The following is a 19,274-nucleotide window of genomic DNA, read 5'->3' as shown; positions in this document are numbered from 1 at the left end:
GATGCGAGCACTCCACGTGCAATTTTGTGGGAACCCAACAAATCCGCTGACGAAGGTTCATCCGCAACGACATCTCGCGGTACGCGGTTGACGGTGTTCTCTTGAAGAGTGATTTCGTTGCTCGCCCCGGGTCAGGGCTCTCAGACTCCCGGCATGCTCATCCCTTGGTTGGAGCTGCCGGGTTCTCATGACCGCGTCGAACTCTGGTCGAAGGCTGCCGGCCTCGATCTGGTCCGCCTCGGTACCACCGCGACCGCGGAGGAGATCACCGACACGTCGGTGACCCAGCCACTCGTCGTGGCCGCCGCGCTCCTCGCCTTCGAGGAGCTCGACGCACGCGGCCTCGTTCCCGCGGACACCATCGCGGCCGGACACTCGGTCGGTGAACTCGCCGCCGCGGTTGTCGCAGGGGTTCTGTCCGCCGACGACGCCGTCGCCCTCGCCGCGCTCCGCGGCGCCGAGATGGCCAAGGCGTGCGCACTCGAGCCGACCGGCATGTCCGCCGTCCTCGGGGGCGACGAGGCCGAGGTGCTCGCCCGCCTCGACGAACTGGGGCTCGAACCCGCCAACCGCAACGCCGCCGGGCAGATCGTCGCGGCTGGTCTGCTGTCCGCGCTCGAGGAACTCGCGGCCAACCCGCCCGAGAAGGCGCGCGTCCGCGCCCTACCTGTCGCCGGCGCGTTCCACACCCGGTTCATGGCACCCGCCCAGGAGGCCGTCACCGAGGCTGCGTCGAAGATCACACCGGGTGAACCCACCCGCACACTGCTCTCCAACGCCGACGGCGCACCGGTCGCATCCGGAGCCGACGCACTGACTAAGCTGGCCGCGCAGGTAACCCGACCTGTGCGTTGGGACCTGTGTACCGCAAGCCTGCGGACCGCTCAGGTCTCCGCGATCGCGGAGCTCCCACCAGCCGGAACCCTGGTCGGTATCGCCAAGCGTGAAATGCGCGGCACGCCGACTCTGGCACTCAAGACCCCGGGGGACATCTCCGCGCTGGCCGAACTGACAGAACTCGGCTAGTTTGCTGCGCGCACCTCGGTGCGCGTAGGGCCCGCAGGCGCGGCCGATGGGGACGTGCCTGCACAACTCCAGATACATCTACACCGAATCAGAAGGGAGCCACTCAGTGGCCGCCACCCAGGAAGACATCATCGCCGGACTCGCGGAGATCATCGAGGAGGTCACCGGTATTGAGCCGTCCGAGGTGACCATCGAAAAGTCTTTCGTCGACGACCTCGACATCGACTCCCTCTCCATGGTTGAGATCGCCGTCCAGACCGAGGACAAGTACGGCGTGAAGATCCCCGACGAGGATCTCGCCGGACTGCGCACCGTCGGTGACGCCGTGTCCTACATCCAGAAGCTCGAAGCAGAAGGTGGCGCCGACGCGGAGGCCGTGAAGGCCAAGCTCGAAGCTGCCAAGAACGACGAGGAGTGAGCTCAACCGTGACTTCCGCCTCGACCAACGGGAGACAGTTCCCCAACATCGTCGTCACCAGCCTCGCGGCTACGACGTCGATCGCTGGTGACGTGGATGCCACGTGGAAAGGCCTGTTGGCCGGCGAGAGCGGCATCGACACCATCCAGGAAGCCTTCGTCACGGAGAACGACCTGCCGGTGACGATCGGCGGCAAGCTGAAGGTGTCACCCGACGAGTCGCTGTCCCGGGTCGAGATCCGCCGGATGAGTTTCGTCGAGCGGCTGGCGCTCGTCCTGGGCCGTCAGGTCTGGGAGAACGCCGGTAGCCCGGAGGTCGACAAGGATCGCCTCGGCGTCGTGATCGGCACCGGACTCGGCGGCGGCGAAGCTCTGATCGACGCCGTCGAGAAGATGAAGGCCGGTGGATACCGCAAGGTGTCGCCGTTCGCCGTCCAGATGGTGATGCCCAACGGCCCGTCGGCCACCGTCGGACTCGAACTGGGCGCCCGCGCCGGAGTGATCACTCCCGTGTCGGCCTGCTCTTCGGGTTCGGAGGCCATCGCCCATGCGTACCGCATGCTGGTGATGGGCGACGCCGACATCATCGTCGCCGGTGGTGTGGAGGGTTACCTCGACGCCGTGCCGATCGCGAGTTTCGCGATGATGCGCGCACTGAGCACCCGCAACGACGATCCGAAGGCGGCCTCGCGGCCGTTCGACAAGGATCGTGACGGCTTCGTGTTCGGTGAGGCCGGAGCGATGATGGTCCTCGAAACCGAGGAGCACGCCAAGGCTCGCGGTGCCACCATCCACGCCCGACTGCTGGGCGCCGGGATCACCTCCGACGGGTTCCACATCGTCGCTCCCGATCCTTCGGGTTCGGGTGCTGCGCGGGCCATGACGAGGGCGATCGAGACTGCTGGATTGACGAAGAAGGACATCCAGCACATCAACGCGCACGCCACTGCCACGCCGATCGGTGACACGGCAGAGGCGAACGCCATCAAGGCTGCCGTCGGCAACCACGCTGCGGTGTACGCACCGAAGTCCGCGTTGGGGCATTCGATCGGCGCCGTCGGTGCGCTCGAGGCGGTGCTCACGGTCCTGAGTCTGCGTGACGGAGTCATTCCGCCCACGCTGAATCTCGAGAATCAGGATCCAGAAATCGACCTGGATGTCGTCAAGGGTGAAGCCCGTTACGGCGAGATCGATTTCGCGATCAACAACTCGTTTGGTTTCGGTGGGCACAACGTCGCGCTCGCCTTCGGCCGGGCCTGACAGCCGGTCCAGCCAGATCGCGGGTGGAGACCCCTTCGTCGAAGGGGTCTCCACCCATCGACAGCCCCCCGGGCCGCTACAGAGGAGGACGCGATGACAATCTTGGCACCCGCGACGAAGTCCGATGCGTCGGTCGATCCGCGTGATCCCCTTGCGCGCCTGGAGAAGCTGTTCGACGGCGGGACGGTCGTCCCGCTCCACCCGCGTGACAAGTCCGGTGTGCTGGCCGCGTCCGGCAACATCGACGGTGTCCGCACCATTGCCTACTGCTCCGATGCCACCGTCATGGGCGGTGCGATGGGCGTCGAAGGCTGCAAGCACATCGTGACCGCGATCGACACCGCCCTCGAGGAAGATGCCCCGATCGTGGGTCTCTGGCACTCGGGCGGCGCCCGTCTCGCCGAGGGCGTCGAGGCCCTGCACGCCGTGGGCCTGGTCTTCGAGGCCATGGTCCGCGCGTCCGGCCGCGTCCCCCAGATTTCCGTCGTCCTCGGATTCGCCGCCGGCGGCGCGGCATACGGTCCCGCCCTCACCGACGTCGTCATCATGGCGCCGGAGGCCCGTGTCTTCGTCACCGGACCCGACGTGGTCCGCAGCGTCACCGGGGAACAGGTCGACATGGTCTCCCTCGGCGGCCCCGACACGCACACCAAGAAGTCGGGTGTGGCGCACATCGCCGCCCACGACGAGGGCGACGCCCTGCACCGGGCCCGCCGCCTGGTGTCGATGTTCTGCGAACAGGGCGAGTTCGATCAGGCCGCGGCCGCGCACGGCGACACCGATCTCCGCGCCCTCATGCCGGAGTCGGCGAAGCGCGCCTACGACGTCCGTCCCATCGTTCACGAGCTGCTCGACAACGTCGAGGGTGAGTCGAGTTTCGAGGAGTTGCAGGGCAATTACGCCCGCAGCATCGTCACCGGGCTCGGACGTCTCGGTGGCCGCACCGTCGGTGTCATCGCCAACAACCCCCTTCGCCTCGGTGGTTGCCTCAACTCGGAAAGCGCAGAGAAGTCGGCTCGTTTCGTCCGGCTGTGCAACGCCTTCGGCATCCCGCTCGTCGTGGTCGTGGACGTGCCCGGATACCTGCCCGGTGTGAGCATGGAATGGGAGGGCGTCGTGCGCCGCGGGGCCAAGCTCCTCCACGCGTTCGCCGAGGCCACCGTTCCCCGCGTGACGGTCGTGACCCGCAAGATCTACGGCGGCGCCTACATCGCCATGAATTCCCGCGCGCTCGGCGCCACCGCCGTCTACGCCTGGCCCGACGCCGAGGTTGCCGTCATGGGTGCCAAGGCCGCCGTCGGAATCCTGCACAAGCGTGCTCTCGCCGCGGCGCCGGAAGAAGAGCGTGAGGCGCTGCACGAGCGTCTGGCCGTCGAGCACGAAAGCATCGCCGGCGGCGTCGACCGGGCCGTCGCGATCGGTGTGGTCGACGAGGAGATCGATCCCGCCAAGACGCGCAGTGTCGTGACCGCCGCTCTCGCCGCCGCCCCGGCCAGCCGAGGCGATCACAAGAACATCCCGCTGTGATCTGAGCTCAGTTCGAGAGAAGGCCCCCACCGCAAGCGGTGGGGGCCTTTTCGTGTGCGTGGACCGCGTGTGCGGGGGGACGTGACGTGGGTCAGCCGACGTCGCGGCGCAGCCAGGTGACCTCTGCACCTTCGCCGCCGCTGCGGAACGGCTCGAGAGCCTCGTCCCAGGCGGTACCGAGCGCGTAGTCCAGTTCGGCGGCGAAGTCGCCTCCCGCTTGCATCAGTGCCCGCAAGCGCATCTCCCCCACGACGACATCGCCGTTGGCACTGGTGGATCCGTGCCACAGACCCATGCCGGGCACGTGGCTGTACCGCTCGCCGTCCACGCCCTCACTGGGGTCCTCGGTGACCTCGAATCGCAGCATCGGCCACGCGCGGAGCGCATTGACCAATCGCGAAGCCGTGCCGACGGGACCCACCCAGCTGGTGGTCGCGCGCAGGACGCCGTTGGAGGCCGGCTGCGAGGTCCATTTCAGGTTCGCTCGGCAGTCGAGGGTCGCGGTCAGCGCCCATTCGATATGGGGGCACAACGCGGCGGGCGACGAGTGGATGTAGACCACACCAGCCGTCGCGTCCGCGAACTGATTCAATGCGCGCACTCGAGCCTCCTGCTTCGACGAGGGACGTCTTCCCCAACGGCCTCAGTCGGTGTGTGCAGCACGCTCGGTTGACCAGTGTGCCCTGTGATGCCTGTGTTGCGCCAGTGATTCGAGCAATCGGTGTGTCATCGCCTTTCGCGTTCCGAGAGGATACCGTCGCTCAGCTCGGTCCACACGGGCTTGGCCCAGTCGCCGAAATCTCGGTCCGTCAACGCGACGCACGCCAGCCCCGCGGCCGGATCGACCCAGAGGAACGTGCCGGACTGCCCGAAGTGGCCGAACGTCTGCGGCGAGTTGCCCGTACCCGTCCAGTGCGGGCTCTTGTCCGACCGGATCTCGAATCCCAGACCCCAGTCGTTGGGACGTTGTGAGCCGTATCCGGGCAGAATTCCGTCCAGCCCGGGGAATTGCACCGAAGTGGCATCTGCGAACGTCTGAGGCGAAATGAGCGCGGGGCGGAACAATTCGGTCGCGAAGCGGCCGAGATCTCCCGCCGACGCCTGCGCTCCGTGGCCGGCGGGCCCGACCAGAGCGGACGCGGTCATCGACAGCGGAGCGAAGACGGATTCCGCGACGTATTCGGCGAAGTCGATCGACGTCTCCGCAGTGAGGAAGTCGGCGAGCACCTCGTAGCCGGCGCTCGAGTAGATCCGCTTGCGCCCCGGCGTCGTCTGCACCCGGTTCGCGTCGAAGGCGAGGCCCGACGCGTGCGCCAGGAGATGACGCACCGTCGAGCCCTCCGGGCCCGCGGACTGGTCGAGTTCGACGGCCCCCTCCTCGGTGGCCACCAGGACTGCGTACGCGCAGAGCAATTTGGTCACCGAGGCCAGGGGGAAGACGCGCTGCTGGTCGCCGTACTCGCCGATCACCCCTTCGTCTCGCGACAGGACCACCGCCGCAGCGTTGTCCACGGGCCATCGGGCTATCTGATCGAGACTCTGCACCGGGTCAGACTACGAGAGCCGCCCGCGGTCGGCTGCGGCGAGCCGCACAGGCCGGCTGCGGCGAGCCGCACAGACCGACAGCGGCGAGCCGTCACCAGTCGGCTTCGGTATACCGGATGACGCCGCGAATGTTCTTGCCGTCGAGCATGTCCTGATATCCGTCGTTCACCCCTTCCAGGGTGTAGGTGCGGGTGATCATGTCGTCGAGATTCAGCTGCCCCGACTTGTACATGTTCAGCAGGTTCGGGATCTCGACCCGGGCGTTTCCGCCGCCGAAGATGGTGCCCTTCAGGTCCTTCTGCAGCATCGAGAAGAGGAACAGGTTCAGCTTGACGTCCATGTCGGTCATCGCGCCCATGGCCGTGACGACGCACGTACCGAATTTGCTGGTGAGCAGCAGGGCTTCCTCGACATACTCGCCGTGCATCTCCCCGACGGTGATGATCGTCTTCTGCGCCATCAGCCCGTTCGTGAGTGCGATGATCGGTTCGATCGCGGCGGCGGCGCTCTCGAACGCGTGGGTGGCCCCGAACTTCAACGCTTGTTCCCGCTTCCACGGCACCGGGTCGATGGCGAAGATCTGACGGGCCCCGGATGCCACCGCGCCCTGCAGCGCGCTCATACCGACGCCGCCGACACCCATGATGACGACGGATTCGCCCGGCTTCACCTCCGCCATCCTCGTCGCCGAACCCCAGCCGGTGGGCACGCCGCAGCCGACGAGGGCCGCGACGTCGAACGGAATGTCCTTGTCGATCTTCACTACCGACGTCTCGTGCACGACCATGTACGGCGAGAACGTGCCGAGCAGGCACATCGGGATGACGTTCTCGCCGCGCGCGTGGATGCGGAACGTGCCGTCGCTGATCGCCAGCCCGCTCAGGAGCCCCATGCCGAGGTCACACAGATTCTGGTGTCCCGCCGAGCACGCCGGACAGCGTCCACAGGCGGGTACGAAGGAGAGCACCACGTGGTCGCCGACTTGGAGATCCTTCACCTCCGGCCCCAGTTTGGTGATGACTCCGGACCCTTCGTGGCCGCCCATCACCGGGAAGGACGCCATGGGCATCGAACCGGTGACGATGTGGTGATCGGAGTGGCACATGCCGGCGGCTTCCATGCGGATCTGCACCTCGCCCGCCACCGGATCGCCGATCTCGATCTCCTCGACGGACCACGGCTCGTTCAGGCCCCACAGGATCGCACCCTTGGTCTTCATGTGACTCCAACCCCTTCATTCATGTCTGCGCATCTGCTGATGTGACGATAGACACAAACTCGCAGAATTGGAACACGTTCTACCGAATCGGATCCGGGAATCCGAAACTGTTACCCCGACACGTCGTGAAGGTGATGGATCGGATCGTGGACGAAGTACGCGGCCAACGACTCCACGGTGAACGACGCGCCGTCACTGCGGCGCCCCGTCCGTCCCCGGAGCTCCGGGGCAACGGCCGCGAAGTCGGCGGCCACCGCCGCGCCGGCCTCACGCAGTTCGGCGCCCACAACGTCCGGATCCTGCTCGTTGTAGCGCTCGGATTCGGCCGTCTCGTCCTGATCCCAATTCGGGAACAGTGGATCCGTCTCGTCCAGCATGAGCCGCAGCCGGACGTCGAAGATCCGGAACACGTCGCGCACGTGCGCCGCGTACTCGAGCGCCGACCACGTCCGCTCGTCCGGCCGGAGCTTCACGTCGGGGCGGGCGAGCACGGACGACCAGGCGTCGGCGTTCGCACGGACGAGAGCCGGAATGTCCTCGTACCGGGTTGCCGCCGCGTCGAACCCACAGTCGGGGCAGGCCCGGTCGAGGACCCAGGTCCAGTTCTTCGTGTCGGGAGTAATCGCCATGACGGTCATCGTAGAGCGGCGCCCCGATCACGCCGGGCGACCGCGGCCGCCGGTACCGTCACGAGGATGCACGCCACCTTCCTCGGTGTCTCCACGGTCCTGTTGTCCGACGGCGAGACGTCGGTGATGACGGACGGGTTCTTCTCCCGGCCGCCGCTCCTGCGATCGGTCCTGAGGCCGCTGCGTCCCGACCGTGCCGCCGTCGACCGGGCCCTCGCGCGGGCGGGAACCGAGCGTCTCGCAGCCGTTTTCGTCGCGCATTCGCACTACGACCACGCGCTGGACTCTCCGACCGTGGCGCAGCGCACCGGCGCGGAACTCGTCGGGTCGCCGTCGACGCGGCGCATCGCCGAGGGGTACGGATTCGCGCCGGACCGGTTCCGGACGATCGAGGTCCGAACTCCCCTGCGATACGGCGCCTTCGAGGTGACGGCGCTGCCCGCTGCGCACAGTCCCGGGGCGAAGTTCCCGGGCACGATCGACCACGCAGTGCATCCACCGGCGTCGATCCGCGAGTACGCGCAGGGCGACTGCTTCTCGTTTCACTTCGCGCATCCGGACGGCCGGGTTCTCGTCCACGCCAGCGCGAACTTCGTTTCCGGTGCACTCGACGGATACGGCGCCGACACCGTCTATCTGGGTATCGGCACGCTCGGCAAGCAGTCCGACGAATTCCGCCGCGACTATTGGGACGCGCTGGTGACCCGGACCGGAGCCCGCCGGGTGATCCCGATCCACTGGGACAACTTCTGGAAGCCGCTGGACCGGCCGTTGACACCCCTCCCTCGTTTCGCCGACGATGTCCGGCGATCGCTGCGGTTCCTCACGGAAAAGGGCCTCGCCGACGGTGTCGACGTGCAACTCCCCGTCGCGTGGGAGCGGGTCGATCCGCTGGCGTAGTGCGGGCGCACGCTCAGAGCTTGTAACCGATCGTCCGGAGTAGTGCCTTGCGCTCGGCGACGTCGTCGCTCGTCTCCACGCCGGCGGGGGAACCGCCGTCGATCACGCCCGCGATTCCCCGGCCGAGATCGGTCTCGGCCACGATGATTTCGACGGGGTTGGCGGTGGCGCAGAAGATTCCGCACACCTCCGGAACCTGCTTCAGCGTGTTCAGGACGTTCACCGGATAACCGTCCTCCACGAACACGAAGAACGAGTGGCCCGCACAGACCGCGACCGCGTTGCGCGTGGCCAAATCGACGAGCCGATCGTCGTTGCCGGAGCGACGCACGAGGCGGGGCCCCGACGCTTCACAGAACGCCACCCCGAACCGGAGGTGAGGACTCACTCCGGCCAGCGCCTCGTGGATGTCCTCGACGGTCTTGATGAAATGGGACTGCCCGACGATCACGTTCATGTCGTCGGGCTTGTCGACTGCCACGATCTGCAGTTCCACGATGGCCTCCTCGGGTGCCTCTCAGTCTGCCCCGCTCCGACACGGAGAACAACGGACGCGGCGCGTGCCGGGCTTCCGGTCAGGCGCCGATACGGGCGGCGAGTGTCGGCTGGCCGGAGCCGGCGAGGTCGCCGAGTGCGTCGCGGCGCCCGGGCGAATCAGCGAAGCAAAACGGGCGAACTCCAGCGCCGCGCGCAGCCGATCCTGCGGAATCGTCCGGGGAATCGCGAGGGGCCGCCGGATGTCCTGCTGATGGATCATGCCGTCGACGAGGCCGATCATCCCACCGAAACCGGCTGGCAGACCGCTGGGTTCGGCATGCAGGCGCATCGAGTCCACCAACTCGTCTGTGGTGCGGTCCGCGAGATCGGCGACCCCCAGCGCGTTCACCCGATCCTGCAGGAACCACCCCTTCCCGAACCGAAGGAAACTCCGCGAACTCTTCACGTTCCGCACGCGCCAACGTCATGGCGTCCACACTGCCCGCATCCGGGCGGGTTTGGATAGACCGGCCCGACCGGCGGCAACGGTGGGGCGGGCGGGGCTCGAACCCGCGACCAATGGATTATGAGTCCACGGCTCTAACCGACTGAGCTACCGCCCCATCACCGCAGCACTCGCACTCGCGGCGTGCCGATGTTACCGTGCGCCCGCCGTGGCGGCGTACCCGGGACGAAGCCCGTCCGGACAGGACTTTTCGAGTAACGGCGGACCCCACCGCCGCAGCATGTGTGTGCGGCACCGCCGCAGCATGTGTGTGCGGCACCGCCGCAGCATGTGTGTGCGGCACCGCCGCAGTGGGTACGCGAGTCTCATTCCCCAGCGAAGGAGCAGAGATGAGCGTCGAACGACCAGGACCCGAACCGGAAGATGCGCCCGCACTCGACGAGGGCGGCGGCGTTCAGCCCGGTGACACACCACCGGATGCCGGCCAGACCTCGGGGTTGTCCCACCCCCAGCCGATGCCGGGCCGGACGGTGCCGATCCTTGCTTTCGTACTGATCGGTCTACTCATCCTGGGAATCGCGGCCTTCTTCGTCGCGCGCGTCTTCGCGCTGTTCGACTGACGCGGCCCCCGGCTTCCCGCCGTCTGCGACGAGTTCGTACCGTCGCCCGTAGGTTTCGACGAGCGCCTGGATCGCCGCGACCACCGGGACCGAGACGAGTGCACCGACCGCACCGAACAGAGAGGCACCCACGATCACCGATCCGAACGCGACCGCGGGGTGGATCGAGACCGTCGCGGACGTGATGCGCGGGTGCAGCACGTAGTTCTCGATCTGCTGGTAGACGGTTCCGAAGACGATCACCCACACACCGTCCATGGGCCGGGCCGCCGCGGCGATGATCGCGGGCAGAGCGATCGCGAGATAGGTGCCCAGGGTGGGGACGAACTGCGAGACGACACCGGTCCACAACGCCAGCGGCAGCCAGTAGGGCACCCCGATGACCACGAGGAAGACTCCGGTGGCGACCGAGCTCACGGCGGCGAGGATCAGCCGTGACACCACGTATCCCCCGGCCTTCTCGACCGAGATCTCCCACACCACCGAGATGACCTGCTGCTGCCGCGCCGGGAACCAGCTCGAAATGGTGCGCCGCATCGTCGGACCCTGCGCGGACATGTAGAACACGAACAGCAGCAGCGTCAGCATCTGGAACACCACACCGAGCAGCGAGGACAGCACCCCCAGAACCCCCGGGGTGAAGCGTTGCGCGAGGTCGCGGATGGTGTCGGGGGTGAGGTGGATCAGATCTTCGCCGGTCGAGAAGTCGGTGTCGAATACGCGATTGGACCATTCGGTGGCCGAGGAGAGCGCGCCCGGCAGCGCCTTCAGGAGCTGCGCGAGTTGCTGGGCGAGCAGCGTTCCGAAGAGCGCAAGAAATCCGACGGCGGCAACGAACAGGGCGAACAGCACCAGACCGGTGGCGGCGCCGCGGCGCAGTCCCCGGCCCTCGAGCCAGTCGACGACCGGTTCGAGGGTGATACTGAACAGCCACGCGAGGAACAGCAGCCCCAGGAAGCTCCGCAGGTTGACGAACAGCCAGCCCGACAACTGGTAGGCGGCGACGGCGAGAAGAACGTAGAAGATCGAGGGCAGTAACCACCGCGGGGTGTCGCGCGCACCGAACCGCGCGATCGACCCCGTCCGCTCGGTTTCGCCGCCGTCCTCGCTCATCGCACACCCCGCGGTCGATTGCTGCCGATACAGCGAGAATGTACTCGTCCGGGCAGGCGCACCGATCCGAATCGGCCGGGCACAACAGAAAACCCCGCCCGGATGAACCGGACGGGGTTTCGATGCTCCCCCGGCTGGACTCGAACCAGCAACCGTCCGATTAACAGTCGGAAGCTCTGCCAATTGAGCTACAGGGGATTATTCTGCTGTGCTTCGCCGTTCCCGGCGATGCGAGAGAAACTGTAGCGCATAGCCCCACCCCAGTACCAAATCGCCTGCCTGTCGACGCATCAGGCAGGATGGGTGAAGGTCGTTGTGCGTCGGGAGGAAGCGGGAATGATGCGGTTGTTGATCGGTATCGCTGCTGGTTACGTGCTGGGTACGCGAGCGGGACGGGCACGGTACGAGCAGATCAGCAGGGCCACGAAGGCCGTGGCCACCAGCCCCGCGACGAAGAAGGTGCTGCAGGTGTCCCGGCAGAAACTGTCCGACTCACTGAGCACCCAGCCGAGGCTGGAACCGATGAAGCCGCTCGACGAGGAAACGACCATCCTGGTTCCCCAGGATCAGCTCAAGAAGAAGTAGTGGGCGGGCCGGGTCAGCCGGCCATCCCGTCTCGGTTGGTGTCGCCGATGGCCTGATCGAGCAGGCTTCGGCGGTACTGCTCGAGGGCGACGAGGTCGCCGAGCAGGGAGTGGAACTCGTCCGATTCCGCCGCCGGTGAGATGCGCTGCAGTTTCGACTTGAGTTCCGCCACCTGTTCCCCCACCCACACCTCCTGCAGGCGTGCGATCACGCCGGAGATGTAGCGCGGGACGGTGTCCTCCTCGGCCGGTAGCGGCTCGACGGCGAGTTCCGACACGAGGGACGCCGCGGTGACGTCGTCGACGCCCCGGCTGACCGCGTCGACCCATTCGGCGCCGCCGAGGCCCGCGCTGGTGCCGCCGGACGCGATCATCGACTCGCGGATCACCACATACGTGGGGTGCGTGAACGTCTCCACCGGCAGCGAATCGAACACGGTGCCCGCGATCGACGGATACTGCAACGCGCCCTTCAGCGCCTCGCGCTGCGCCCACAGCGTCGGGTCGTTCGGACGCGGCCGCGCGAGCCCGACCGGCAGCTGCGGGGTGTCCCGGTTCTCCTCGCGCGCCCCCTTCCTCTTCGGGGGTGCCGGCATCGATCCGCGGGTGGATGCCCGTTTCCGCGCCTCGTCGCGTACCCGCTGACGGACTGCGGCGATGTCGTCCCAGCCCACCCAGCCGGACAGCTGGACGGCATAGCTGTCACGCAGCGTCGCTTCCTTGATCTGGGCGACCACCGGAACCGTGCGCCGCAGCGCCTCGACCCGGCCCTCAGCTGTCTCGAGGTCGTGCTCGGTGAGGATCGATTTGACCACGAACTCGAACATCGGGGTGCGCCGCGCCACGAGGTCGCGGACGGCGGCGTCGCCCGACTTCTGCCGCAGTTCGCACGGGTCCATGCCCTCGGGTGCGACGGCGACGAAGGTCTGCCCGGCCATCTTCTGGTCGCCCTCGAACGCCTTCATCGCCGCGGCCTGACCGGCGGCGTCTCCGTCGAACGTGTAGATGATCTCGCCGCGGAAGTAGCTGTCGTCCATCAGCAGCCGTCGCAGCATCGCGAGGTGGTCCTCACCGAATGCGGTGCCGCAGGCGGCGACCGCGGTCTTGACCCCTGCGAGATGCATCGCCATCACGTCGGTGTAGCCCTCGACCACCACGGCCTGATGCCCCTTGGCGATCTCCCGTTTGGCGAGATCGAGACCGAACAGCACCTGAGACTTCTTGTACAGCACGGTTTCCGGCGTGTTGACGTACTTGCCGGGCATGGTGTCGTCGTCGAACAACTTGCGCGCGCCGAAGCCGATGACGTCGCCGGACAGGTTCCGGATGGGCCACAGCAGTCGCCGGTGGAAGCGGTCGATGTGGCCGCGCCGCCCCGCCTTCGACAGACCCGCGGCCTCGAGCTCCTTGACGTCGAAGCCCTTGCCCAGCAGATGCTTCGTGAGGATGTCCCAGCCGTCGGGCGCATATCCGCACCCGAACTGCTGCGCGGCCGCGGCGTCGAAATTCCGCTCCGTCAGGTAGTCGCGGGCTGCCTGCGCGTCGGGTTCCTGCAGCCGCGCCGAATAGAACTCCTGCGCGGCCGCATTGGCCGCGACCAGCCGCGCGCGGGTGCCGCGATCGCGCTGCACCGACGTGCCGCCGCCCTCGTACGAGATGGAGTAGTTCAACCGGTCGGCGAGCTGCTCCACGGCCTCGACGAAACTGATGTGCTCGATCTTCTGGAGGAACGAGTAGACGTCGCCGCCCTCGCCGCACCCGAAGCAGTGGAAGTGCCCGTGGTTGGGCCGCACGTGGAACGACGGCGACTTCTCGTCGTGGAACGGGCACAGCCCCTTCATGGAGTCGCCGCCCGCGCGCTTGAGGGAGACGTACTCCCCCACGATGTCCTCGATCCGTGTGCGCTCGCGAATGGCCGCAACGTCACGATCAGGGATTCTGCCAGCCACGAACGACAGTCTAGGCGCTCCGCCGGAGCCCGAACGCCCCCCTCCGGGTCAGCAGTTCGAGGGCGCGGGAATCCCGGCGAATCGGTCGCCGAGGTAACCGAATGCGGGACCGGCGCCGAGCATCGTGGCGGTGCCGTGGTCGGCGCCCGGGATCACGTCGAACTGCACCCGCGCACCCTGGGAGCAGTACCGGGCGACGGTGTTCTGCACCGGCCCGATGGCGACGAGCGGGTCTGCACTGCCGTGCCAGACGAACATCGGGGTCCGCGGAACTCCCGGATACAGTTCCACGCTGTTCTCGTCCATCACCGATCGGCCGGACGGATTCCCGAGGATGCCGGGACCGTTCGTCAGATCGGGCAGCGACTTCCCGGCTCCGGCGCCGAGGATCGAGTCGGTGCACATGTTGCTCATCTGCGCGCGCAGAGCGAGCCCCTCGTCGTTGAGGCCGTCCCCGAGCGGCGACCGGGTCGGGTATTCACGCTCGAGTCCGATGGCGGCCGCGAAGCCCAGGCCGAACGCCTGCGAACGGGTGCTGCCCAGCCGATCGGCGAGTTCGCCGATGTTGACCGGGGTGCCGCCCTCGGCGGCACCGACGATGTTCAGTTCCGGGGCGTAGGTGGGTGCGAGCGCCGCGGCCCAGTTGGTGGCCATGGCGCCGCCCGAGTAGCCCGCCAACCCGACCGGACTGCCGCCGAGCCCGGCCTCGGGGAGTCGCTGGGCGGCGCGGACGCCGTCGAGCACGAGCCGCCCACCGAGCTTCGCGGCACCGTACGCGCTGGTGGGACCGAGATGGTCGGGTACGGCGACGGCCCAGCCCCGCGCGAGGAGCGCGTTGAGGGCCGGGGCTTCCTGCAGTCCACCGGTAAACAGCTGACGTGACGGAGCGCACTCGAGTCCGAGCGCGTTGACGAACGGCTGATACGACACCAGCGGCCGGTTCGCGGGGGTTCCGCGGGGCACCAGCACCGTGGTCATCGCCGCGATGGGCGCCCCGGCGGAGTTCGTCGACTTGTACTTGACCTGCCAGGCGTCGGCCGTGGGAAAGCCGGTGGCGGCGACCGGACGGCTGGCCAGCACGTCACCGTCGGCATGTGCCGCGACGTCCGCGGGCGCACCGTAGAACGGGTCCGGGTCCGCGAAGGGGTATACGGGCGCGGCCTGCGCCGCGGGTGGGGCCAGCAGTGCGGCGCCGACCGCTACTGCCAGCGCTGCGGATGTCGAACCGATGATCTTGCGAACTGCAGACTTCATCCGGTCTCCCTGACCCTCGGGTGTGAGCTGTACGTGGGGGTGCGAGCTGTCTGTAGACGTATTCGTAGCACCGCGGCGGCCGGATTGGTCCCGACTTCCGGCGTGTCAGCCCCAGCTCGCCTGCGCCCCCAGACTGGACTTGTCGACGCGTTCGAGCCGGCTCTCGGTGTAGGAGGCGATCTGGTCGACGATCACCCGGACGCGGGCCGCGTCGTCGGCGGCCGCGGTCCACCCGGGGACCAGGATCGGGTCGAGGCCGGCGGGTGCGGTCGCGAGCAGCCACTCGGCGACGCGATGCACGCGGTCACGCTGGCGTTCCTGCCGCGCCCGGTGGCCGGCATCGGACATCACGTAGTTCAGTGCGAACGTCTTGAGGAGCGCCACCTCGGCCGCGACCACCGGCGGGACCACCAGGTCGGCGTCGTAGCGCGCGACCGCCCGCTCGCCGTGGACGTCGCGGGTTCCGATGATCGCGGCGGTCGCGAACCGGCCGACCAATTCGCTGGTCAAGTTCTTGAGGGCGACGGAACTGGTGAGCGTGCCGTCGTAGGTTCCCACGTCCCGGACGACCGGCAGCAGACTCAACCGCTGTGCCGCCTCGACGAGTTCCTCCACGTCGAGTCCCGCGAACTCGGAGGCCCCGAACTCGGCGAGCGCCCTCTGATCGACCGGATCGGCGAGCGAACGCAGATCGATGCGGCCGTCGATCACCCCGTCCTCGACGTCGTGCACGGAGTAGGCGACGTCGTCCGCCCAGTCCATGACCTGCGCCTCGAGGCACTGGCGGCCGTCGGGGGCGCCCTCCCGAATCCAGGCGAGCACGTCGGCGTCGTCTTCGTAGGCGCCGAACTTGGCACCCGGGCGCGGGCGGGTCCACGGGTACTTGATCGCCGCGTCCAGCGATGCACGGGTCAGATTGAGTCCGGCGCTGGTTCCGTCGGGGTAGAGCACCTTCGGTTCGAGGCTGGTGAGGATGCGGAGATTCTGGGCGTTCCCCTCGAACCCGCCGCAGCGTTCCGCGACCTCGTCGAGTGCCTTCTCCCCGTTGTGGCCGTACGGAGGGTGGCCGATGTCGTGAGCGAGGCCCGCGAGGTCGACGAGGTCGGGGTCGCAGCCGAGTCCGTCGGCGATTCCGCGGCCGATCTGGGCCACCTCGATCGAGTGCGTCAACCGGGTGCGCGGCGTATCGCCGTCCCGGGGACCCACCACCTGGGTCTTGTCGGCGAGCCTGCGGAGCGCCGCGGAGTGCTGGACCCGGGCGCGGTCGCGGGAGAACACCGATCGGTGCTGCGCGGCCGCGATCTGGCTCCCCGGGATGCCGGCCCGTTTCGGTGCCTCGCGGACCCGGCGGGCGACGTCGTGTGCGGAGTACACGTCGCGGCGAGGTGTCGGGTGTGCTGTCATCGACTCTCTACTGTCCCGCCGTGTAGGGGAAATCGGCCGAGAAGTGGGTGAGCTGATACCAGATCAACGCCCCTGTCTCGCGGGCGATTCCATGCAACTGGGATTCGCGGGTGAACACCGCCGGGCCCTGCCGGGTGGGCGCCGTCCACGCGTCGAGCCCGGCGTCGCGCGCCATCGTCCGCGTTCGCAGCGAATGCCAGGGGTCGCTGACGAGGACCGCCGAGTGGATGCCCTGCGCGCCCATCGCCTCGCCGACCGCCTCGATGCTGAGCAGGGTGTCGGAGCCCTCCTCGACGGCGGTGATGCTGTCGGCGGGGACGCCGCGGGAGATCAGGTAGTTCTTTCCGGACGCAGCCTCCGTGTACTCGTCGCCCTCCTGCTTGCCGCCGACCGTGATGACCTCGGGGGCCACTCCCCGCTCGAACAGCTTGTACGCCTGTTCGAGACGCGCCTCGAACACCGAGGACGGGGTGCCCGAATACTGGGCGGCGCCGAGCACCACGATCGCGTCCGCCGTCGACGTGTCGTCGATCCGCGCGACCTGCCACACCCGGACAGCGGTGCCGGCCACCAGTGCCGTGGCGAGGAGGACGACGCCGACGATGATCCGGCGGGTCCACCGGGCCAGCGTGCCGGCGAACCCCAGGCGCGCGGGGCGGCGCGGGAGGTCGTGGCGTTCACGGCTCGGTGCAGAATTCACTCCCTGATTCTGCCAGCTGTCGCCGATCTGTCCCGATGACGACTCGCCACACCCGATAGATTTGCTGCCATGCCACTCGCACCGCGCCTCGAGCAGACGCCGTCGTCCCGCCCCCAACTTACCCGTTTTCGGCGGTTCGCCGCGCTGGGCGCCGTCTCCGCACTCCTGACTCTCGTGGCGATCCTGTTCTCTCCCGCGCTCGCCGCGGCGGACGCACCGTTCCGTCTTCCGGGCCAGATCACGGACACCGTCGGCGTGCTCGACGCCGACCAGAAGGGCGACGTACAGGCGGCGATCGACCAGCTCTACGACGAGCACAAGGTGCGGTTGTGGGTGGTGTACGTTCCCGACTTCAGCGGGCTGGGCGCCGGTCCGTGGGCGGATCAGACGGCGCATGCCTCCTCGCTCGGCGACCGCGACGCCCTGCTCGCGGTCGCGACGGTGGACCGCGAGTACGCCCTCATCGCGCCGGACGGACTGTCGGAGATCACCAGCGACGAGGCCGAGTCGATCCGGGTGGATGCGGTGGAACCGGCTCTGCGCGAAGAGGACTGGGCGGGCGGCGCCATCGCCGCGGCAGGTGGACTGGGCGATGCGATGAGCACGAGCGGCGGCATGTCCGTGCGCACCCTGCTGATCGGCGGCGGTGTCGTCGTCGTCGGCGCGGGCGGGGTCGTGCTGTACTCGCGCAAGAAGAAGCACGACCGGGCGCGGGCCGGCGTGGAGGCGGCGCGCAGCATCAGCCCCGAGGACACCGCCGCACTGACGGCGCTTCCGTTGCCAACCCTCGACGAGCGCGCCAAGGAGGTGCTCGTCGAGACCGACAACGCCCTGCGCACGAGCCAGGAGGAACTCGACCTGGCCCGCGGCGAGTTCGGCGATCAGGCCACCGCCGCGTTCACCGCGGCATTCGACACGGCGAAGGCCACCCTGGCAGCGGCGTTCACCGTGCGGCAGCGACTCGACGACGCGTTCCCCGAGACACCCCAGCAGCAACGGGAGATGCTGATCGACATCGTCACCTCCTGCGGGCGCGCCGACCGTGAGCTCAACGAGCAGGTGCAGGAGTTCGACGGGCTCCGGGACCTGCTGATCAACGCCCCCGACCGCCTCGACGCGCTCACCCGGGACATGGTCGCGTTGACCGTGCGCATCCCCGACTCGACCCGGATCCTCACCGGACTGCAGACCGAATTCCCGGCCGCCGCACTCGCTTCCGTCGCCCACAACGTAACCATGGCGGAGGAGCGGCTGGCGTTCGCGGAACGGTCCGTGGCCGAGGGCCGGGACGCGATCGCCCTGCCGCCCGGGAAGCAGGGGCCGGCGGTGTCCGCGATCCGCGGCGCGGAGGGTGCGCTCGAACAGGCCCGGACTTTGCTCGACGCCGTCGACCACGCCGCCGACGACATCCGCCACGCCATCGCCACCCTGCCGGCCGCGATCACCGACGTGGAGGCCGGGATCACCGCCGCGGGCCAGTTCACCGAGCAGGGCGGGGCCCGGCTCGCATCCGCCCGGTCCGCGGCCGAGGCAGCGCTCGCGGCGGCCCGCACGGCCGCCGACACCGACCCGCTCGGCAGCTTCACCCAGATCGTCAAGGCCGACGCCGAACTGGACGCCGTCCTCGCCGAGGCGCAGGAATCCCGGCAACAGGCCGAACGCGCGCAGCAGCGCCTCGAGCAGGACCTCGTCGCGGCGCAGTCGCAAGTCACTGCGGCGTCGGACTTCATCGGCACCCGACGCGGCGCGGTCGGGGCAGACGCCCGGACCCGCCTCACCGAGGCGCAAAGGTACCTGACGGGCGCACAGCAACTGCGCGCCACCGACCCCTCCCGTGCGCTCCAGCACGCGCAGGCCGCGGCCGGCCTGGCCGCCGACGCCCTGCGGCTGGCGCAGAACGACGTGAGTCGCTGGGAGTCCCGTCAACGCCCCGGGCCCGGCGCCGGTGGCGGCGGGAATGCGACCGGGGCGATCCTCGGCGGCATCCTGATCGACAGCATCCTGCGCGGCGGATTCAGCGGTGGCGGCAACTGGGGAAGCCGGGGCTCGGGAGGCGGCCGCAGCAGTGGGCCGCGTTCCTTCGGCGGACCGAGCAGCTCGGGCCGAATCAGCGGGGGCGGCCGATTCTGACGTCGCCCCGGACTGTCGTCCTACTCGTCTGCGCCGCGGCCACCGCCTGCGGCG

19 protein-coding genes and 2 tRNA genes are annotated in these 19,274 nt (G+C 68.4%); 8 read left to right on the top strand and 13 right to left on the bottom strand.

The features are described 5' to 3' along the window. The first annotated feature begins 108 nt into the window (after positions 1–108). From H0B43_RS30560 to H0B43_RS30545, 4 genes are all read left to right on the top strand, one after another. Entirely contained in the window at positions 109–1,026 is a 918-nt protein-coding gene (locus tag H0B43_RS30560) for an ACP S-malonyltransferase (protein WP_185724518.1), read from the top strand. Positions 1,027–1,132: 106 nt separating this feature from the next. Then, entirely contained in the window at positions 1,133–1,444 is a 312-nt protein-coding gene (gene acpM / locus H0B43_RS30555; protein ID WP_005247839.1) for a meromycolate extension acyl carrier protein AcpM, read from the top strand. Between the two features lie 8 nt (positions 1,445–1,452). Beyond that, a complete protein-coding gene (locus H0B43_RS30550; protein WP_072946664.1) occupies positions 1,453–2,703 on the top strand; it encodes a KasA/KasB family beta-ketoacyl-ACP synthase in 1,251 nt (416 codons plus the stop codon). Between the two features lie 93 nt (positions 2,704–2,796). Then, positions 2,797–4,230 carry an acyl-CoA carboxylase subunit beta gene (locus H0B43_RS30545; RefSeq protein WP_185724519.1) on the top strand — a complete coding sequence of 478 codons (1,434 nt, stop codon included), beginning with the start codon at positions 2,797–2,799 and terminating at the stop codon, positions 4,228–4,230. Positions 4,231–4,321: 91 nt separating this feature from the next. On the opposite strand, the gene H0B43_RS30540 is transcribed toward H0B43_RS30545, so the two are convergent. The 4 genes from H0B43_RS30540 to H0B43_RS30525 form a co-directional block, all read right to left on the bottom strand. Then, positions 4,322–4,831, bottom strand: coding sequence for a DUF3145 domain-containing protein (locus tag H0B43_RS30540; protein ID WP_185724520.1), 510 nt, complete (start codon positions 4,829–4,831; stop codon positions 4,322–4,324). Positions 4,832–4,956: 125 nt separating this feature from the next. Then, on the bottom strand, positions 4,957–5,775 hold the full coding sequence (locus tag H0B43_RS30535) for a serine hydrolase (protein ID WP_185724521.1): 819 nt from the start codon (positions 5,773–5,775) through the stop codon (positions 4,957–4,959). A 91-nt stretch (positions 5,776–5,866) separates the two neighbouring features. Then, entirely contained in the window at positions 5,867–6,994 is a 1,128-nt protein-coding gene (locus H0B43_RS30530) for an NDMA-dependent alcohol dehydrogenase (protein WP_185724522.1), read from the bottom strand. A gap of 110 nt (positions 6,995–7,104) precedes the next feature. Further along, entirely contained in the window at positions 7,105–7,623 is a 519-nt protein-coding gene (locus tag H0B43_RS30525) for a DinB family protein (RefSeq protein WP_185724523.1), read from the bottom strand. Positions 7,624–7,689: 66 nt separating this feature from the next. Here H0B43_RS30525 and H0B43_RS30520 point away from each other — a divergent pair, with 66 nt between their 5' ends. Continuing rightward, on the top strand, positions 7,690–8,523 hold the full coding sequence (locus H0B43_RS30520) for an MBL fold metallo-hydrolase (RefSeq protein ID WP_185724524.1): 834 nt from the start codon (positions 7,690–7,692) through the stop codon (positions 8,521–8,523). 13 nt (positions 8,524–8,536) lie between these two features. On the opposite strand, the gene H0B43_RS30515 is transcribed toward H0B43_RS30520, so the two are convergent. The 3 genes from H0B43_RS30515 to H0B43_RS30505 form a co-directional block, all read right to left on the bottom strand. After that, positions 8,537–9,019, bottom strand: a complete 483-nt coding sequence (locus H0B43_RS30515; RefSeq protein ID WP_185724525.1) for an adenosine-specific kinase — start codon at positions 9,017–9,019, stop codon at positions 8,537–8,539. A 21-nt stretch (positions 9,020–9,040) separates the two neighbouring features. After that, positions 9,041–9,409 (bottom strand): hypothetical protein, encoded by a 369-nt coding sequence (locus H0B43_RS30510; protein WP_185724526.1) that lies wholly within the window; start codon positions 9,407–9,409, stop codon positions 9,041–9,043. 140 nt (positions 9,410–9,549) lie between these two features. Further along, a tRNA-Ile gene (locus tag H0B43_RS30505) sits at positions 9,550–9,623 on the bottom strand. A gap of 232 nt (positions 9,624–9,855) precedes the next feature. On the opposite strand from H0B43_RS30505, the gene H0B43_RS30500 reads away from it, so the two are divergent. After that, entirely contained in the window at positions 9,856–10,086 is a 231-nt protein-coding gene (locus H0B43_RS30500; protein WP_185724527.1) for a DUF6480 family protein, read from the top strand. Here H0B43_RS30500 and H0B43_RS30495 read toward each other — a convergent pair. Both H0B43_RS30495 and H0B43_RS30490 read right to left on the bottom strand, forming a co-directional pair. Continuing rightward, positions 10,027–11,199, bottom strand: coding sequence for an AI-2E family transporter (locus H0B43_RS30495; protein ID WP_185724528.1), 1,173 nt, complete (start codon positions 11,197–11,199; stop codon positions 10,027–10,029). The two genes, H0B43_RS30500 and H0B43_RS30495, sit on opposite strands and share 60 nt — an antisense overlap. 125 nt (positions 11,200–11,324) lie before the next feature. Beyond that, positions 11,325–11,397, bottom strand: a tRNA-Asn gene (locus tag H0B43_RS30490). Positions 11,398–11,535: 138 nt separating this feature from the next. Here H0B43_RS30490 and H0B43_RS30485 point away from each other — a divergent pair. Continuing rightward, positions 11,536–11,784, top strand: coding sequence for a hypothetical protein (locus H0B43_RS30485; protein ID WP_185724529.1), 249 nt, complete (start codon positions 11,536–11,538; stop codon positions 11,782–11,784). Positions 11,785–11,797: 13 nt separating this feature from the next. Here the strand turns inward: H0B43_RS30485 and dnaG are convergent, their stop codons facing one another. The 4 genes from dnaG to H0B43_RS30465 all read right to left on the bottom strand — a co-directional run bounded on the left by dnaG (position 11,798) and on the right by H0B43_RS30465 (position 17,090). Further along, positions 11,798–13,732 (bottom strand): DNA primase, encoded by a 1,935-nt coding sequence (gene dnaG, locus H0B43_RS30480; RefSeq protein WP_185724530.1) that lies wholly within the window; start codon positions 13,730–13,732, stop codon positions 11,798–11,800. A 48-nt stretch (positions 13,733–13,780) separates the two neighbouring features. Further along, on the bottom strand, positions 13,781–14,986 hold the full coding sequence (locus H0B43_RS30475; protein WP_185724531.1) for a lipase family protein: 1,206 nt from the start codon (positions 14,984–14,986) through the stop codon (positions 13,781–13,783). 105 nt (positions 14,987–15,091) lie between these two features. Then, on the bottom strand, positions 15,092–16,390 hold the full coding sequence (locus tag H0B43_RS30470; protein ID WP_185724532.1) for a deoxyguanosinetriphosphate triphosphohydrolase: 1,299 nt from the start codon (positions 16,388–16,390) through the stop codon (positions 15,092–15,094). Between the two features lie 7 nt (positions 16,391–16,397). Further along, the gene (locus tag H0B43_RS30465) at positions 16,398–17,090 is read right to left on the bottom strand and encodes a YdcF family protein (RefSeq protein WP_185724533.1); all 693 of its coding nucleotides are present in this window, start codon (positions 17,088–17,090) and stop codon (positions 16,398–16,400) included. A gap of 69 nt (positions 17,091–17,159) precedes the next feature. On the opposite strand from H0B43_RS30465, the gene H0B43_RS30460 reads away from it, so the two are divergent. Further along, on the top strand, positions 17,160–19,220 hold the full coding sequence (locus tag H0B43_RS30460; RefSeq protein ID WP_185724534.1) for a YgcG family protein: 2,061 nt from the start codon (positions 17,160–17,162) through the stop codon (positions 19,218–19,220). Positions 19,221–19,274 lie beyond the last annotated feature (54 nt).

It is taken from the genome of Rhodococcus sp. 4CII, from assembly GCF_014256275.1.
In the GTDB taxonomy this organism is placed as follows: Bacteria; Actinomycetota; Actinomycetes; order Mycobacteriales; family Mycobacteriaceae; genus Rhodococcus_F; species Rhodococcus_F wratislaviensis_A.
Note: the sequence above shows the minus strand (reverse complement) of the source record. Positions and strands in the feature narration are given on the sequence as shown.

What these genes read in the sequence shown, in the direction of transcription:
- H0B43_RS30470 (WP_185724532.1), bottom strand. Translation starts at nt 16,390, where the DNA reads ATGACAGCACACCCGACACCTCGCCGCGACGTGTACTCCGCACACGAC.
- H0B43_RS30545 (WP_185724519.1), top strand. Translation starts at nt 2,797, where the DNA reads ATGACAATCTTGGCACCCGCGACGAAGTCCGATGCGTCGGTCGATCCG.
- H0B43_RS30460 (WP_185724534.1), top strand. Translation starts at nt 17,160, where the DNA reads ATGCCACTCGCACCGCGCCTCGAGCAGACGCCGTCGTCCCGCCCCCAA.
- H0B43_RS30500 (WP_185724527.1), top strand. Translation starts at nt 9,856, where the DNA reads ATGAGCGTCGAACGACCAGGACCCGAACCGGAAGATGCGCCCGCACTC.
- H0B43_RS30495 (WP_185724528.1), bottom strand. Translation starts at nt 11,199, where the DNA reads ATGAGCGAGGACGGCGGCGAAACCGAGCGGACGGGGTCGATCGCGCGG.
- H0B43_RS30530 (WP_185724522.1), bottom strand. Translation starts at nt 6,994, where the DNA reads ATGAAGACCAAGGGTGCGATCCTGTGGGGCCTGAACGAGCCGTGGTCC.
- H0B43_RS30485 (WP_185724529.1), top strand. Translation starts at nt 11,536, where the DNA reads ATGATGCGGTTGTTGATCGGTATCGCTGCTGGTTACGTGCTGGGTACG.
- H0B43_RS30475 (WP_185724531.1), bottom strand. Translation starts at nt 14,986, where the DNA reads ATGAAGTCTGCAGTTCGCAAGATCATCGGTTCGACATCCGCAGCGCTG.
- H0B43_RS30520 (WP_185724524.1), top strand. Translation starts at nt 7,690, where the DNA reads ATGCACGCCACCTTCCTCGGTGTCTCCACGGTCCTGTTGTCCGACGGC.
- H0B43_RS30525 (WP_185724523.1), bottom strand. Translation starts at nt 7,623, where the DNA reads ATGGCGATTACTCCCGACACGAAGAACTGGACCTGGGTCCTCGACCGG.